Raw genomic sequence first — 17783 nt, 5'->3', positions numbered from 1 at the left:
ACTGGGCTATGTTAGGAGCAATGGTAATGGAACTTAAAGACTTAAAAGCAAAGCTGATCGATATCATAAATAATTGTTTTGGTGAGGTATCCATAGCATTAAGCTCGGATGAGGGAGATATTCTGATTAATGAACATGTAAGAATGAAGGCTGCAAGTGTTATTAAGCTCCCCATTTTAATAGAGTCTTTTCGATTATATGAACAAGGAAAACTTGATTTGGAAAGGATTGTTGAGATAAATAACCTCCAAAAAGTCGCGGGTACAGGTGTTATTCATTATTTAACAGAGTCTAATTCATATAGCTTTCGGAACTTACTTGAATTAATGATGATTGTATCTGATAATACTGCTTCAAATATTGCTTTAAACACTGTTGGCATGGATGGAATTAACAGTCTTTCAGAACAGTTAAATTGTATAAATACGAAGGTCGAGCGAAATTTCATGGATGCTGATGCAGTAGCAAGGGGATTAGAAAATTCAACAACTGCCTATGATATGCTTCAGTACTTAAAAATAGTAGGTGAATCGAATGAAATTGTCCATGATGATAGTAGATTAGAAATGATGAGTATATTGGCAAAACAACAATTTACTCAAAAGCTTCCGGGTTATAATTATCTTAACTCTGGAATCCACTTTTACAATAAGACTGGGGAATTGCCAGGATTTGAGCATGATATTAGCATGATAAAAAAGGATGAAGATGTAATTTTTATCGCTGTTTTATCACAAGGGTGGTCTGATAATTTTTCGGGTAAAATGTGTTTAGCTGAAATTGGCAAAGAAATGATACATTATTTAAATAGTAAAGTGAAAATAGCTTAATGGAGTTGTTTGAATTTGAGTATAAAAATAGCCGTATTTGGTCTTGAATCGTCCATAGATCGAATCAAAAAATATGCTCATAAAAGAAGTGATATCGAAATCATCCCCTTTATTTATGAACATGCCAAGAATAGTAAAGATTTAGTTCTAAAGGCAATGGGATCAAATGTTTTTCTATTTACGGGTCCTCTTCCATTTCTATATGCACAAGAGGAATTGAAGCAGGTCAATATACCAGCTGTCTATGTTCAGTTTGATGAATTCATGGTTTCCACATCATTTTTTAGATTAAAAAATGAACTGAATCAAAATATACAACGCTTGTCTATTGATATTATGAATGAATATCATATTAATGAAGTTTTGAATGAATTGGAAATTATCGACCGGAATATTTATACGTACGGATACGGAAAAGATCAGCATTTTGATATTGAAAGTATTGTCGATTTTCATACCCAATTATGGGAAGAAGGAAAAATTGATTATGTATTAACAACAATTGGTGAAGTAGAGAAAAGTATCCGTGAAAAAGGAATTCCATGTTCACGTATGAAAATTCCTAGCCGAAACTTAGAAAGAGCGATTGAAGAGGCAAAAGTAAACGGACAGTTAAAAATAAGTCAAAGCTCTCAAATTGTAGTTGGCTTTTTAAAAATAAAAAACTTCGACAGCATTGTGGAAGAAAAAGGAGATTTCTTTGGTCAAGAGCTCTTATTACGTCTGCATCAATTATTGCTGAATTTTGGTCACAATGTATTTGCCTCCATCATAAACAATGGATCTAATCATTTCTATATTTTCGGAACAAGAGGAATTCTTGATTATGTGACTAATCAATTTCAGGATTTCCCTCTAATTCGTGAAATTGAAAATGAGTTGAATGTTTCAATTAATATTGGCTTTGGACTTGGGTTAACAGCTAATCAAGCAGAACAACATGCCAAATTAGCATTAATGCAAGGGAAGCATTCAGCAAGCAGCAGCTGCTATATCGTGAATGAACATAGAAAGGTAATTGGGCCTTTAGGGGATAGGAGCAAACTAGTACATTCAAAATTATTTAAGGAATTAACCGAGAATGTTGAGTTCAGCAATGAAGCAGCAGCTAGGTTTATTGAGTTTAATCAAATACGGGAAAATGCAGCTTTTTCCGCAGAGGTTTTAGCTGATTATTATAGTGTGACAAAGCGAAGTGCTGAAAGAATGATTCAAAAACTTCTTAACCACCAAATGATAAAAGTAGCTGGGGAGGAAAAGCCTTACCAGCAAGGTAGGCCGAGAAAATTGTATCAACTTATTTTAGGAGATGAATAAATCGTGTTAAGCAAAATTGCAAAGGTAAACACATATGTCGTTGAAGTACCTCTAGAAAATGAATGGAAAATATCTCTTTACGCAGCAAAAACGCGAAAGCATGCAATAGTTGAGGTTATTACTGAGGATGGAATTCGCGGTTATGGCGAAGCATCACCATCACCTGCGTTTATGGGTGAAACAGCGGAGACTATAAAATTAGTGAATGATCTTTATTTAGCACCTGCAATAATAGATAAACAGATTAATCAATTAAGTTTGATTCACGAACAAATGAACGCTGCTATCTATGGGCAAAGTGCAGCGAAATCTGCCATTGATATTGCCATCCATGATGCATGGGGGAAAACTCTTAATCAGCCAGTCTATGCTTTAGTTGGAGGCAAATACCGTGAGGAAATCCCTTTAGCCTATGTTGTTGGGATTAAGGATAATCAAAGCGCCTATGATGAGGCTTTGCAAAAAATTGAAGAAGGCTTTTCATTGATCAAAATAAAGGTCGGTAATGAACGAAAAAGAGATGTTGAATTAGTAAAGCTTATTCGTAAAGCCATTACCGATTCTAAAAAGGATGTAAAAATTCGATTAGATGCTAATCAAGGCTACAGTGTAACGGATGCGATCTATGTCATTAGGGAACTTGAGACAACTGGAGAGCTTGAATCCGTTGAGCAGCCTGTTAAAAAATCAGAATTAAAAGGTTTAAAGAAAATTAGAGAAACTGTCGAAACTCCAATTATGATTGATGAAACTGTATTCAGTGCTGAGGATGCATTATTTGCTATTCAATATGGATGTGCAGATATAGTGAACTTAAAAACTTGTAAAGTTGGAGGCATCCATCAATCTAAAAAAATAGCAGCTATTGCTGAAGCATCAGGTATAAGCTGTGCAATTGGAAGTAACCTAGAGCTTGGAATCGGAATAATCGCAAGTATGCATGTTGCTGCTAGTACTCCAGTCATTAGCAGGCATAATGATTTTATTTGTGGTGCTTACCTTCATACACATGATATTACATCCATTGCGGCTAGAGATTTAGTGAAGGATGGAAAATTGCAGGTATCTGATGGACCTGGATTAGGGATTGAACTTAATATGGATTTAATTTCTTAAGCAAAGGTTGGATGTATCATGAAAATCAATATAGAGCGATTAATGCAGGAAATCGAATACTATGCACAATATGGACAGAAGCCTGGAGAAGGGATCACAAGACCAAGCTTTTCTGAAGCTGATTATAAAGTTAGAGAAGTTTTTATAAATCAACTAGAAAAGATGGGTCTACATGTACAAGTGGACCCGATCGCCAATATTTGGGCAAAGATACCTTCAGAAAATGAAAATACGTCAACTATTGTAATTGGCTCACATTTAGATACTGTACCTAATGGTGGTAAATTTGATGGGGCTCTAGGAGTTCTTGTTGCAAAGGAAATCGTTCAAACATTGCTTGAAAATAACTTTTCACTTAATCACCATTTACAAATTGTTTCCTTTACCGCAGAAGAGCCAAATGATTTTAATTTATCTACAATGGGCAGCCGAGCGCTCACTGGAAAACTAACATATTCTCAGCTCATGAATGCAAGTGATTCAAATGGATTCCAGCTTTCTGATGCTGTTAAAAAGGCCGGCGGAGATTTAGAAAAGATTTCAGAGATCAAAAGAGAAGATTTGGCTGCCTATATTGAACTCCATATCGAACAAGGAAAACGGTTAGAGAAACAAGATCTTTCGGTAGGTGTTGTGAATCAAATCGTAGGGATTTATCGGGATCAAATTCAAGTGTTTGGAGAAGCCAATCATTCAGGAACAACGATGATGAGTGATCGGATGGATACCTTAACTGCAGTAAGTGAAATGGTTCTTGCTGTAGAGAAAGTGACAAGAAGTTTTAATACGGATGCTGTTGCGACAGTTGGCAAGCTTAATGTCCATCCGAATGCAGCAAATATCATTCCAGGCCGAGTAGATTTTATTCTGGAAATAAGGTCAGCAAGCAGAGAAGAGAGGAAAGCAATAAAAGAATCAATCTATAAAGAGTTTGAAAGAATTCAAGAAGCTCGAAGGGTTAAAATCTTATCTGAAAACATATTAGATCAGCAAGAGTGTACTTTTGATTCAGATATTGTGCAATATTTGCAGCATGCAGCCGATTCATTGGAGATTGCTTATACTACTTTTGCTAGTATGGCAGGTCATGATGCCACTCATTTAGCAGATATAACGAAATCAGCTATGATCTTCGTAAAAAGTATTGATGGAAAAAGTCACTGCCCTGAGGAACTCAGTCTTGCTGAAGATATTGAAAAAGCAGCAAACACCATGCTTCATGCAGTATTGTTGGCAGATAAGGAAATAGATTAAATACAAAAATATGCAGGTCAACTGGACATCCAATGTTTTTCATTGGATGTCTATTAATTTTTTAAAAATAAAAGAGGTCTAGTTTAAGAGGAAAGATAATGTCATTAGTTTGTGTTGGCTTATTATGTCGCATTCGGAGGAAAATGTGCAGTAGGATGGGATCACAACATTTAAACAAACTTTGGCAGACACCCAGCTCTAAAATTAGCTAGTATCCGCTTAATTTGGGCGCTATCTGTGAGATTGGCTGATAAACTGGTAGATTTGGCTGATAAACTACCTAAATTGGCTGATAAATAGGTGGAATTGGCTGACAAACCACTTAAATTGGCTGATAAACATAAAGGCATCCAAAAAAAGTGCTCAATTTGATTTAATAAAGCCTAATTTTTATTCAAATGTAGTAGTTTAATAGTAAATGTTTCCCCATTTTCGAGATTGTATCAAGGATTAGGAAACAAAGCCTACTTTTCAAGCTTTCATCAGAAATTGGGAAGCAAAACCCCCTAAAATAGCCTCAGTTTTTAACCGCAGAGTTGGAACTAAAGTCCCTTTTTCCCCTATTCCATTTTTTGAAAAATTTTAACTATCTTAATTATAAGTAAAGCAATTTTTATGTGTTACAGTGAAAATGTATATTACATCAGGGGGAGAAAGGGTTATGTTTAAATCTATAAAGGGGAAGCTGATTGGTCTTTTTGTCATTCTTTTAGTTTTGACCGTATTGGCTGTTAGTGTTTTGGTTGACCATCAAACAAAAAATCAAATAGAAAAAAATGTTGTTGAGCAAACCAATAGTATTGTTGCTGAGATGACACACTCTCTTCAATTAGCAATGAGCCAACATGAATTAAGCATGAAATATGTGGCTGATTCAAGGGATGTGGAAGATTATCTTGAGATGTCTGGAACAGAGATAAAAGTAGATGCAGAAAATGAACTAGACAGGGCTTTACATAACTTTTTAGATAAATATAAGGATGTAACTTCTATTTATGTAGCTACTCCAATGAAAGATTTGCAGATTATGCCTAAGGCTGATTTAGGGGCTGATTATGATCCAACCTCAAGAGATTGGTATAAACTCGCGGTAGAAAATGCTGGTCAAGCTGTTTGGAGTGAGCCATATATTGATTCAGCCACGAATGAACTCGTAGTCACTTCATCATATGCCATTAAAAAGGGCAGCGATATTGTTGGCGTTATTGGCCTGGATATGAAATTGACTGATATTACAAAAATGATTGAAGAAGCTAAAATTGGCTATAACGGGTATTCGTTTGTTTTTTCTAAGGAAGGCACAGCCATTGTCCATCCGGAAAAACAAGGTGAAAACTTAATGGATTTGCCTTACATTAAAAAAATATACAAAGAAGAAGCTGGTGTTTCTTCATATATGGATGAAGGTGAAGACAAGCTGCTTGTTTTTAACACTATTCCAAGTACATCTTGGAAAATTGGAGCAGCCTATACATCCGATGATCTATTAGTAAGCGCTAAACACATTAGAATGAATATTTTTATTATCTCCTTACTTGCTTTGTGGGTTGCTAGTGCTATTACTTACTTTGTGGCATCAAGGATTACGAAGCCAATTATTTCTTTAAAACAAGCTGTTAATCGTATGGCTAGCGGAGATTTAACCGTGTCAGCAGCAGTTACGACAAAAGATGAGATTGGTGAGTTAAGCTCGCAATTCAATCAGATGGTAGGCAATATGAAATCCGTCCTAATGTTCGTGAACACTTCAGTGAATAACGTGAAAACATCGGCCGAAAACTTAAGCGCAGTATCCGAGGAAACGAATGCATCCAGTGAGGAAATTGCGGCGGCCATCACTGAAGTAGCTAAGGGTGCTTCAACTGCGGCACAAGAGGCAGAGGCGGCTAATCAATTATCCGACCAATTAGGTAATAAAATTAATGAAATTAGTGCACATGCTGCAGACATGACGGGCCTGGCAGAGAAAGCAGATGAAATGAATCAAGAGGGGATTAACGAAGTAAATAATTTAAAGGATTCCTTTACAGAATCTCGTAAATACCTTGAGTCCATGGAAGAAGTCATTCATGATCTTGAGGTAAAAATTCAACAAATTGAGCTAGTAATCACAACGATTACCGACATTAGCTCTCAAACCAACCTGCTTGCTTTAAATGCTAGTATTGAAGCTGCTCGAGCGGGTGAACATGGGAAGGGATTTGCGGTTGTTGCTGAGGAAGTTAGAAAGCTAGCGGAACAATCGGTTGTAGCAACGAATGAAGTGAAAAAGACGATTACAACCATCCAGAGCGGAGCACTTCTTGCTGTTGAATCCATGAACAAGACAAAGGGAAACTTCACCCAGCAGGCTGATGTCGTTCAGACAACAGAGTCAAGCTTCCGTTCTATTTCGGATATTGTTGAGCAATTAAGACAGTCCATTTTCCGTGTCCATCATGAAATAGATCATATGGACAAAGGGAAGGCGGACGTTATAAACAGCATTCATTCAATGGCTGCGATGGCTGAACAATCAGCGGCCGCCTGTGAGGAAGTCAGTGCCTCAATCGATGAACAGGTCACAGCCATTCAATCCGTAGCCGATTCCGCTGAACAATTGACCGAACTAAGCGATGAACTTCAAAAAGCAGTTGCTAAATTTAAGCTAGTGTAAATATGGTACAGGGAGATCACCTTTGAGTGGTCTCTCTTTTTTATGGGATGATAAGGATTGGAATGTAGTTTATTTAAACGATTGATTGAGGAGACGCAAACGCATGCCGCACAAGGGCTAGAGGGGTTTAAATAAACGTTTGATTGATATGTATGTTCGTACTGGCCTCCCATTCTTAAAGAATAGCGTTAATCAAACGATTGATTGAACAGACACAAACGCATGCCGCACAACGGCTAGAGGAGTTTAAATAAACGCTTGATTAATATATGTATTCATATTTTAGTATCCATTTAGGTATTACTCAAAATTAAAAACCAGGAGGATCTGCTAAATTCGTCCTCCTGGTTTTTATTGAAAATAACGATTCTAAACGCCAAATCTCTCAGAATTTGATAGACAACATTCGGCAATTGAATTGCATAGAAGATTTCTTCTAGTGCTCGAACGATTAATACATTCGGATAAATTTTTCGAACACTTCAATTCATTAAATTTTGTAAGCGGATTGTCCCGGATTAACTGGGACAGAGCCCCTAGTCCTTAGGAAGCAATAGAACTGTTCTCATGTTTCACTTCTTGCTTCGACGATCCTGTTACAAGACTAACCGCAATCATAACGATCAGGTTCATAATCAAGGCAATTACCCCTACATTTAAGTCTTGGATAAATTGTGGCAAGGCAGGAAATAGGCTTCCGATGGTTGTTTGGCTGATGGCAACGTAGGCAACAGTAGCTACACCAACTGCGATACCTGCGAATGCTCCTTGCTTTGTTACAAAGTTCTTTTTGCCTAAACTAAAGACTAATGGAATGAATAATTGTGTCACTAAGCTGTATCCCATCAAAAGTATAGTAACGAGTGTATCTCCGCCTTGGAATGTGAAAAATAGAGCGATCATGGCGACGACAGGAACTAAGCTCTTTGCTAATTTGGCAACCTGCTGGTCGGTTGCATTCGGAACGAAAACCTTGTATATGTTTTTGGAAATTAGCGTAGCAGATGCCATTAAGATCATCGATCCCGGAACGATGGCCGTTAATAATCCAGCAGCGCCAATTAAGCCGACTACCCATGGATCAAACGTTTGGATAGAAAGTCTTAAAAGTGCAAGGTCACCTTCTGCTCCCTCTAAACCTTTCACTTGTAAAATAGCAGCAAATCCAACAAAGAAAACAAATAATAAAATGAGCTGGTAAAGAGGCATGACAATGGCGTTTTTGCGGAATACTTTTTGGTTTTCCGCAGAATACACCGCACCGAAGTTATGCGGCCACATATAGTAGCCAAGTGCCGTTAATAGTACAGTAGAGATGAACCAAGAAACACTTAATCCACTTTCCGGAAGGATTGAATGTCCCGGTTTTGCAAGTTCGACTGCTTCGAACATTGGTTGAAGCCCGCCATAATAATGGAATGGTAAATAAAGTCCTAGAAATACGACGACACCAAGAACCAAAATATCTTTTATTATCGCTGTCCACGCTGATCCGTGAATCCCTGAAATCATGACGTAAACCGTTACAGATAAAACCCCGATCCAGATGGCTGCCGTCGAAGAAATGGTCCCGTAAGATGCTTCGGAAACGATAATGCCAAGTCCTTTAATTTGCAGAACGAGGTATGGAATGAGGGCCACAACGCCAACGATGGAAACAAACACACCGAGGTATGGGCTCTTATATTTGCTAACAAAAAAGTCTGATTGTGACATTAAGTTATGATCTTTTGCATATTTCCAAACTTTAGGGAGTAAAAAGTAAGACATAACATATGCTAAACACCCGTAAGATAGGATATAAAATGCAGGGCCGCCTTTACCGTAAGCCCAGCCGCTGCCGCCTAGAAATGTAAAGGTTGTGTAAATTTCCCCAGCCATTAACAGGAATACGAGAAGCGTACCAAAGCCGCGTCCTCCGACAGACCACTGTTCAAGCGTCATGTCTTTCCCCTTTTGTGCTTGAATGCCAAGAAATATGGATAATATTAAAAAGCCGAATATAATAATTAATGCGATATTCATGATTCTTTTCCTCCTTTATTCGCAGGGTCAAGCTTGTAAACGACAGCCATCGTTCCTGATGTCAGAAAGACCCACAGAACAAGATAAAAGAGAATGAAGGGCATCCCTAATACATAAGGTGTTACTTTATTAGCAAAAGCAATTCCGCCTAAAATACCAATAAATGGGATAAAAGCGATCAGGTGATAAAGTTTCATAGTTAGACCTCCAATTCTTAAAATGATTTTGGCAGGTAATGGGTTAAAGCTTGTAGCCTGTCCAGTAAGCCAAGTAATTTGGACAAGTTATTGGTAAAACGCCAAAACCTGTCCAATAACCAGACACTCTTAACCTAAAAATTTAAATGTAGCATGCAGGAATGTTTTGACGCCGATTTCCAATGCATCTTCATCGATCGTAAAGCGGGCGTGATGGTGAGGATACGTAATGCCTTTTTCCTCGTTGCCAGCCCCAACATAGAAATAGCAGCCAGGTGCTTTTTCCATGAAGGCAGAGAAATCTTCTCCTCCCATATTTGGCTTCATCATATCAATCGCCTCTTCACCGAATACTTCACGAACGGTTTCTTCGACAACACTTGTCACTTCTTCATGATTAATGACTGGACGATAACCGAATTGATATTTGAAATCATAAGAAGCTTCATGGGCTTCTGTGATTCCTTTCACAACGCGTTCCATTTTTCCAGGAATGGATTCACGAAGCCTTGGGTCAAAACTGCGGACTGTTCCGCAAATTTGAACGGATCCTGGAATGACGTTATGTGTTGTGCCGCCGATAAACTGCGTGACCGAAATAACTAAATTATCAAGTGGGTCAGTATTACGGGAGACAATATGCTGAAGATTGGTTACTACTTGGGCAGCGATCGCGATCGAGTCAATCGTCTGATGCGGCAATGCTGCATGTCCGCCTCTGCCGTTCACTGTAATCCAGAATGTGTCAGGTGCAGCCATCATTGGGCCGTACACAATGCCGACTTTCCCGAATTCGAGCGGTGACCAAAGATGAGTGCCGATAACAAGATCAACCCCGTCCATTACTCCAGCCTCAACCATTTCATCAGCACCGCCTGGGAAAAGCTCCTCTGCATGCTGGAATAAAAAGCGGACTTCACCTTTAATTTGGTCTTGCAATCCAGAAAGAATTTTGGCTGTTCCAAGCAGCATCGCCGTATGTCCATCATGGCCGCAAGCATGCATTACACCTGGATTTTTTGAAGCAAATTCAAATGTATTTTCTTCTTGAATCGGAAGAGCGTCCATGTCTGCACGAATCGCCAATGTTTTGCCTGGTTGAGTACCAATCAGGCGAGCCATCACACTTGTTTTCGTTGGACGAGATAGTTCCAAATTGCCAAATGACTCTAACGTTTCATATACATATTGAGCCGTTTGTTCTTCGTGGAATGACAGTTCCGGATTATGATGCAAATATCTTCTCCAAGTAATGACTTCTTGTTTTAGGTCACTTGCTAATTGATTTATATTTGTATCTGTATTTAAAATCATGGATTTCAACTCCTGTTCTGAATGCAGAGGGACGTTTCCTCTTCCTCAAATTCAAAAAAACGTATAAATAAACTTTCTTGTATTTGTAATTATAAAATTTATCAAAAAATATAGTATGTCCTTTTCGACAAAAATTTTAACAAACAATTTATGAAAAACCACAAAAAAAGTCCCGTTTCTCTCCAAATCCTTATTAAAAAACACATTTTTTCAATGGAATTTGGTAAAATAACAAAAACTTCGACAAAAGGGAAGGGTGCACTATGAAGGAAACATTAACTCATCGGCAGCTTCAATCATTAATTCATGTTTCGAATGTTTTAAACTCATCCCTTCATATAGATACGATTATTCATTCCATCATGGTCCAAGCCGTTTCCGTTATTGATGCGGCTAATGGCGGAGTCTTATTGCTTTATGACGAAACACAAGGGCGTTTAATTCCTAAAACGGAGAGCAATGTCAATGGGGAAATGATTAGTAAAGTACGGCTAAAGCCTGGTGAGTCAATGTCTGGCCTAGCTTTTTCAGCGGGGAAATGTTTAATTTTTCGCAATAGAGCAGAGGTGGAAAATGCAACAGCAAATCTATCAGAAAAAAATCTTCAATTTATGCTCGATTCCATTCCAAATTTGCCCTATTCTTCTATTTCTGCTCCTATCTTTTTAAAAGAAAAATGCATCGGTGTCATTACGCTGGATTCATTTGAACCTGCGCTAGAATTTATTACAGAAGATATTCATCTTTTAACGGCAATTACTCATCAAGCTGCCGTTGCGATCGAGAAGGCGAATCTTTACAGTGAACAGGAACAAGCCGTAAAGCAGCTTGAATATTTGAATGATACGATCTCTAAACAAAATCAAATGCTCTCCCGTTCGGTTGATATCCATAAAAGGCTTGCGAATCTTGTAATGAACGGAGAAGGTCTAGATTCCATTATTGCCTATTTGCATGAAATGATTGGCCATCCCGTTTTGTTATTTGATGATCTCGGGGAAATGATTTCCTATGCTTACGAACAGTATGTTGACAACAATGATCTGTTATTGATTAGAAAAAAGGCTCAGGAATCCATACATTCACTCAAAACGGTTCACACTTTATTAGAAACGGATTTGAGGGAGAATCCATTTTTAACAATCTTGCCAATTGGGGCAAAGCCCACACTTTTTGGCATACTTATTATTGCATCCCTGGAAGAAATTCGCGATGTGGAAGTTGCCGCATTAGAGCATGCGTGTACCGTCATTTCTCTTGAAATGGTGAAGGAACAGGCTATTTTTGATGCACAGGAAAGATTAAACGAAGAATTTATTGATGTTTTGTTTTCTGGTAAAATGAATCATTCTATTTTACAAAAGGCAAAACAGATGAATTTTGACCCAATGGCTGACTACATGACGCTCATTATACGAATTGACGAATTAGATAACAAGCAAAAGCGAAACAGCATTACTCGCCATTTCGTTCAAATGGCAAATCGTGCGCTTTTAAATAATAATTTGAATGGGATTGCCGTAGGCAGTCAAGATCAAATTGTTCTTCTTTTAACCTTTCAGTCAAAGGTGCCGAGCACCTATGCGCTTCACCAGGTTAAGCAGCTCATATCGAACTTTCAGCAGGAAATTCATTTGAAAAATTGGGGAACGACCATTTCTATTGGGATTGGAAGAATTCATTCGAGTTTATTGAAGGCATCCAAATCCATGCAGGAAGCAGCAAAATGTCTTCAAATTCTTCATAGCTATGGGAAAAAAGGGGAAGTCATCAGTTATAAAGACCTCGGTGTTCACAGGCTTCTTTTCCAAAATTCAGAGGAGGATCTCATTGATTTCCTCAACGAAGTGCTCGGCCCGCTTATAGCTTATGACCAAGCCCGAAAAGGTGAGTTACTCCCGTCGCTTTTCGCCTATTTTGAACATAACCAAAATGCAAAAGAAGCAGCGGAATCCATCCATGTCCATACGAATACGCTCACCTATCGATTAAAAAGAATCGAAGAAATACTTTCAACAAACCTTTCGGATAGTCACCAATTTCTAAACATTCATTTGGCTGTCGATCTTTATCCATTCTTAAAGGATAAGCTTCATCAAATAAGTGAAAGTTAGTGCGGGGGTAAAGATAAAAATGTTCTTAATTAATCACTTACATTATACAAGAATTTGGGGAGGTGCTCCTTTTTTCATACCTTGAATTGCTTGGGAGACAAGGGATTGAAATTATGAAATTCATTCATCACTCAAAATTAAAAACCAGGAGAAACAGCTTAAATTGTCCCTCCTGTTTTAATTCAAAAATCATCAAATCCTAACTCACAAACACTCTCCTGAACGCCACATCCCCAAGAATTTGATAGACATGCACATTCGGCAAATGAACCGCGTATATGGTTTCTTCAGGTGCTCGAACGATTAATACATTCGGATGAACTCTTTCAATCACCTCAATAGGGGTAGGCAGAATCGAGGCATTTACATCACCGCCGATTGCCCAAAAAGAAAGAGTAGAAACTTCATTTTCTTCTAGCTTTTGTTTGGTGTATGCCCGAGGCGAGCTTTCTTTATTAATATGTGCCAAGTCTTCGATTATCGCGCTTGCTGTTGGAAGCATTCCCGCCCCTGGACCTTGAAGGCTAATATTCCCAACAATATCCCCGTCAATGGAAACAGCATTTTGGACACCTTCCACATGGTAAAAGGGATGCTGTTCATTCACAAGCACAGGCTTTACGGTGCAGAGAATTCCACTAGCAGTTCGCTCAATCGAAGCGACATGCTTAAATCGAAACCCTAATGATGAAAAAATTTCAATTTGTTCTGGTGTGATTCCCCGAATTCCCTCTCTGATCGACTCATCCCAGTTCGGTGCTTCCCCAAATGCAAGCTCACTTAAGATCACCGCTTTGTAGAAGGCATCATAGCCGTCTACATCATTGGTTGGATCCGCTTCGGCATAGCCTTTTTCCTGTGCTAGCTTCAATGCTGACACAAATGGTAAGTTTTCTTCTCTCATTTTTGTCAAAATAAAATTAGAGGTTCCGTTAAGAATGCCTTGAACTTTTTCGATGTTGTTTACATTTAGCAAATGCTTAAGTGTTTGGATTACAGGAATCCCGCCAGCGACCGTTGCTTCAAAGCCGAGCGAAACACCATTTTCACTTGCTAACTGCTTTAATTGCCCCCCATGATGGGCAAACATTTCCTTGTTCGCCGTAATCACATGGCAGCCCCTTTTAATCGCCTGCTGCAAATAGGAAAAGCATGGGTCTTTTCCTACAATGGCATCAATCACAACATCAAGCTGTTCAAGTGTAATGATTTTTTCGAAATCATCGGTTAAAAGAACATCTTCATCCGGTTTCTTATGCTTATATACATTTTTCACAAGAATTCCAACGATCTTCACTTCTTTCCCAAATAGGGCTTGGAGCTTCTTCTGATGTGATTGGACAGTCTGATAGACACCCTTCCCAACGGTGCCGTATCCTAATAATGCAATATGAATGGCTGACATGTATGCATTCCTCCTGTTATTTTGTAGTCAATTTGCTATGAATGAGGCAAATTGCCATAGATGGAAAAATAAAAAACCCCCTCTGCATATAAAGACAGAAGGGGAAACAAGAATGAAATAGAAAATCCGTTCCACCTTCTCATCTTCGGAATTGTGATCATTCCTCTGAAATTGGCACCGTGCACAAGAATGCTGGTTGCCGAGGCTTCGCAGGGTCAGTCCCTCCACCTCTCTTGATAAGAAGATTAGCAATTATGAAATTATTAATAATCATATCGATTTCAAGGGGCTACGTCAATATAAAGGTTGCTTTGGCAATTACGCTCTTGCTGATGTACGGTCAATCCATCCATACTAACGACCACTATTCCTGCAAAACCAAGCAGAGAAACCAAAGAGGGAATCCAGAAAATCGTATTTCGGACTTTAGAATGCCCCTTATATTTTTTAAAGTTTTGATATATCAACATAATACATTTTTACTTTTTAGGGGATTACTACTTTTCAGACAACCACTATGATTAATGAGGATATTAAAGCAACTCCTCTGCAATTTCACCATCTTCGTACAACTTTTCTGCATGAATAAAAAAACAAGAGGGCTCCCCTTATTATATCAATCAATTAATATTTATTAATTAAAAACTATTGAAAATTCATAGATTCTTATGTAATATTTAAATTATCAAAAAATGAAATTGCATTTCAAAAAATGAAACCGTTAGGAGTGTCATAATGGTTCAAAAAGTTTTAGAAGTAGACGAGCTAAAAGTTGGAATTAAAGATGAAGATAATCGGAAGATAGCCATTGTGAATGGAATAAGCTTCCACCTCCATAAAGGTGAAACACTTGGAATTGTTGGAGAATCGGGCTGCGGAAAAAGTATGACGTCTCTTTCATTAATGGGTCTTTTACCTCCAGGCGTTGAGAGGCTTGAAGGAAATATTCGCCTCGGAAGCCTAAATTTCAAGGATTTCGCCAAGAAGGATTGGAGGAAAATCCGCGGGAAAAAGATTTCGATGATTTTCCAGGAGCCAATGAGCTCATTGAACCCGGTCCACAGGATTGGGGATCAAATAAATGAAATGGTTTTAAACCACGAAAGCATCTCGAAAAAAGAGGCGAGAGGCCGCGCTTTGGAAATGCTTAAACTTGTCGGTATCCCAAGACCGGAACAAGTACTGAATGAATATCCTCACCAGCTTTCTGGAGGGATGCGTCAAAGAGTGATGATTGCAATGGCTCTTTCCTGTAATCCGGAAGTCCTTATAGCAGACGAGCCTACAACGGCTCTCGATGTAACAATCCAGGCGCAAATCTTAGAATTAATGAAGAAATTGCAAGAACAGCTGCACATGTCCATTGTTCTTATCACTCATGATCTTGGGGTTGTAGCGGAGATGTGTGACAGAGTGATTGTCATGTATGCGGGAGAGGTTGTAGAAGAGTCGCAAGTTGTTGATCTTTTCGATCATCCTCGGCACCCTTACACGAAAGGGCTTCTAGCCTCATTGCCGGATATTAATGAACAGAAAGAATATCTATCTTCCATTCCTGGAATTGTTCCAGCTCCGGGTAAAATGCCTGCCGGTTGCAGGTTTGCACCAAGATGCTCATTTGCGCATGAAAGATGTAAAGAAGTTCCTCCGTTATTTGAAATGGATAATGGTTCAAAGGTGAAATGCTGGCTTTATGAACATGGTGAATCGGAGGTGACCGCAACATGACAGCACTGGACAGTAACGTATTATTAAAGGTTGAAAATCTGAAAAAACACTTTCCTATTAAAGGAGGAGTGTTCGGAAATAAAACTATGAAACATGTGAAGGCAGTAGATGGAGTCTCTTTTGAAGTAAAGCAAGGTGAAACCTTTGGGATTGTTGGAGAGTCAGGCTGCGGAAAAAGCACCACGGGCAGAACCATTCTCAGACTTCTTGAACCAACCGAGGGAAATATCTTTTTTCAAGGGAGAAATATCGCTGAACTTAATAAAAGTGAAATGAGACTGTTAAGGAAAGATATCCAAATTGTGTTTCAAGATCCTTTTGCTTCCCTTAATCCCCGAATGAAAGTCAAAAACATTATTGAAGAACCGCTTATTAATTTCGGTGTTACTGACCGCGATGAGCGGGAAAAAAGACTCTTGGAAGTGGCTGATCAAGTTGGATTAACGGCAGCCCAGCTTACACGTTTCCCGCATGAATTCTCGGGTGGTCAACGCCAGCGGATAGGTATTGCAAGGGCACTAATCTCAAAGCCAAAACTAATTATTGCTGATGAGCCTGTTTCAGCATTGGATGTTTCGATTCAGTCACAGGTTTTAAATTTAATGAAGGACTTACAAAAAGAATTCGGGCTCACCTATATCTTTATCTCACATGATTTAAGTGTTGTGAAACATTTCTGTGATCGGATTGGAGTCATGTATCTCGGTAAGATGGTAGAAATTGCTGAGAAAAACAGTTTATATAATGAACCGTTGCATCCTTATTCAGAGGCGCTCCTATCAGCACTGCCTAGTCCGCATCCTTTGCATAAGAAAAAGAGGATCATTTTAACCGGGGATGTCCCAAGTCCGTCCAATCCGCCTAATGGCTGTACATTCCATCCACGATGTTCTTCTTGTATGGATATCTGTAAAACAGAACGGCCATCATTACAGGCCATCCGTAATAACCACGCAGTTTCTTGCCATTTGTACGAAGGGGCCGAAAAAAATCAGAAACAACTGGTGACTTCGCATGAGTAAAACATTAGAAAAAGCTTTGAATTTACTAGATTATTTTACAGAAGAGAAGCCTTATTGGCGGCTTGACGAAATATCCAACCATTCAGGAATTCCAAAAGCAACAGCCTTTCGCTTATTAAGAACGTTTACTGAACTTGGATATTTGCAGCGAATAACGTTTCAGCAAGATGGTTTAGTGGTTGATGGCGAAAGCTACGGATTAGGCCTGAAATTTCTTGAAATGGGAGAAAGAGTGGCAGAAAGATTTGAAATTCGCCGGGTAGCTCTCCCTTATATGAAGAAACTTCAGGAAACATTTAATGAAGCCGTGCAGCTAGTCATCCGCGATCAATATGAAGGTGTCTATATTGAAAAAGTGGAAAGTACGCGGCCTGTTCGCCTTTACACAAAAGTTGGCCGGCATGCTCCACTTTATGCGGGTGCGTGTACGCGCATGCTTCTCACTTTTTTGCCGGAGGAAATGATAGAAAAGGTATTGGAGAAACCCCTAACTAACTATGCTAGTCAAACGCCGAAAACAAAAGAGGAAGTGCTTAAGCTAATTGCACAGACAAAGCTAGAAGGGTTTTCATACAGCGATTCTGAGTTAGAAGAAGGTACAGTATCGATTGCCGTCCCTATATTTGACCGGTCTGGTTCGGTTCCGTATTCAATTAGTATTGCAGGATTTTCCACTTCATTTCCAAGGGAAAAGATCCAGCCTATTCTGGGTCCGCTTTGGGAGGCTGCTGCAGGGATTTCAAAAGAAATCGGTTACAACTATCCATATCCATATGGAGAAAAAATAAAAATAGAACAATAACAG

The 17783-nt window shown here is 38.8% G+C and carries 13 protein-coding genes and 1 riboswitch; of the genes, 9 read left to right on the top strand and 4 right to left on the bottom strand.

Going from position 1 to position 17783, the window contains the following annotated elements; translation table 11 throughout:
* The first annotated feature begins 26 nt into the window (after positions 1–26).
* The 5 genes from V7127_RS07325 to V7127_RS07305 all read left to right on the top strand — a co-directional run bounded on the left by V7127_RS07325 (position 27) and on the right by V7127_RS07305 (position 7173).
* Positions 27–830: a serine hydrolase gene (locus V7127_RS07325; protein ID WP_335484523.1), complete on the top strand. Its 804-nt coding sequence runs from the start codon at positions 27–29 to the stop codon at positions 828–830.
* A gap of 15 nt (positions 831–845) precedes the next feature.
* The gene (locus V7127_RS07320) at positions 846–2147 is read left to right on the top strand and encodes a hypothetical protein (protein WP_335346713.1); all 1302 of its coding nucleotides are present in this window, start codon (positions 846–848) and stop codon (positions 2145–2147) included.
* A 3-nt stretch (positions 2148–2150) separates the two neighbouring features.
* Positions 2151–3263: a mandelate racemase/muconate lactonizing enzyme family protein gene (locus V7127_RS07315; RefSeq protein WP_335484521.1), complete on the top strand. Its 1113-nt coding sequence runs from the start codon at positions 2151–2153 to the stop codon at positions 3261–3263.
* Between the two features lie 18 nt (positions 3264–3281).
* Entirely contained in the window at positions 3282–4517 is a 1236-nt protein-coding gene (locus tag V7127_RS07310; protein WP_335346715.1) for a M20 family metallo-hydrolase, read from the top strand.
* A gap of 661 nt (positions 4518–5178) precedes the next feature.
* Entirely contained in the window at positions 5179–7173 is a 1995-nt protein-coding gene (locus tag V7127_RS07305; RefSeq protein ID WP_335484518.1) for a methyl-accepting chemotaxis protein, read from the top strand.
* A gap of 543 nt (positions 7174–7716) precedes the next feature.
* Here V7127_RS07305 and V7127_RS07300 read toward each other — a convergent pair.
* The 3 genes from V7127_RS07300 to V7127_RS07290 all read right to left on the bottom strand — a co-directional run bounded on the left by V7127_RS07300 (position 7717) and on the right by V7127_RS07290 (position 10709).
* On the bottom strand, positions 7717–9198 hold the full coding sequence (locus V7127_RS07300; protein WP_335354734.1) for a sodium:solute symporter family protein: 1482 nt from the start codon (positions 9196–9198) through the stop codon (positions 7717–7719).
* Positions 9195–9395 carry a DUF3311 domain-containing protein gene (locus V7127_RS07295; protein ID WP_335345187.1) on the bottom strand — a complete coding sequence of 67 codons (201 nt, stop codon included), beginning with the start codon at positions 9393–9395 and terminating at the stop codon, positions 9195–9197. The genes V7127_RS07300 and V7127_RS07295 overlap by 4 nt, the downstream gene beginning before the upstream one ends.
* 129 nt (positions 9396–9524) lie before the next feature.
* Positions 9525–10709, bottom strand: coding sequence for a M20 family metallopeptidase (locus tag V7127_RS07290; RefSeq protein ID WP_335484515.1), 1185 nt, complete (start codon positions 10707–10709; stop codon positions 9525–9527).
* Positions 10710–10972: 263 nt separating this feature from the next.
* On the opposite strand from V7127_RS07290, the gene V7127_RS07285 reads away from it, so the two are divergent.
* Complete coding sequence (locus V7127_RS07285; RefSeq protein ID WP_335484513.1) at positions 10973–12823, top strand: helix-turn-helix domain-containing protein; 1851 nt, start codon at positions 10973–10975, stop codon at positions 12821–12823.
* A gap of 199 nt (positions 12824–13022) precedes the next feature.
* Here the strand turns inward: V7127_RS07285 and V7127_RS07280 are convergent, their stop codons facing one another.
* Positions 13023–14228, bottom strand: a complete 1206-nt coding sequence (locus V7127_RS07280) for a homoserine dehydrogenase (RefSeq protein WP_335354737.1) — start codon at positions 14226–14228, stop codon at positions 13023–13025.
* A gap of 136 nt (positions 14229–14364) precedes the next feature.
* Positions 14365–14471, bottom strand: a riboswitch (SAM riboswitch).
* A gap of 492 nt (positions 14472–14963) precedes the next feature.
* Here V7127_RS07280 and V7127_RS07275 point away from each other — a divergent pair.
* The 3 genes from V7127_RS07275 to V7127_RS07265 are packed head-to-tail and all read left to right on the top strand — an operon-like array spanning position 14964 to position 17780.
* On the top strand, positions 14964–15956 hold the full coding sequence (locus V7127_RS07275; RefSeq protein ID WP_335484511.1) for an ABC transporter ATP-binding protein: 993 nt from the start codon (positions 14964–14966) through the stop codon (positions 15954–15956).
* Positions 15953–16978 (top strand): ABC transporter ATP-binding protein, encoded by a 1026-nt coding sequence (locus V7127_RS07270; protein ID WP_335353240.1) that lies wholly within the window; start codon positions 15953–15955, stop codon positions 16976–16978. Before V7127_RS07275 ends, V7127_RS07270 begins: the two co-directional genes overlap by 4 nt.
* Positions 16971–17780 (top strand): IclR family transcriptional regulator, encoded by an 810-nt coding sequence (locus tag V7127_RS07265; protein ID WP_335353241.1) that lies wholly within the window; start codon positions 16971–16973, stop codon positions 17778–17780. The genes V7127_RS07270 and V7127_RS07265 overlap by 8 nt, the downstream gene beginning before the upstream one ends.
* Positions 17781–17783 lie beyond the last annotated feature (3 nt).

This window comes from Bacillus sp. JJ1773, from assembly GCF_036962035.1.
Classification (GTDB): Bacteria; Bacillota; Bacilli; order Bacillales; family Cytobacillaceae; genus Cytobacillus.
The sequence above is the reverse complement of the archived record's forward strand: the minus strand, read 5'-3'. Positions and strand labels throughout refer to the sequence as shown.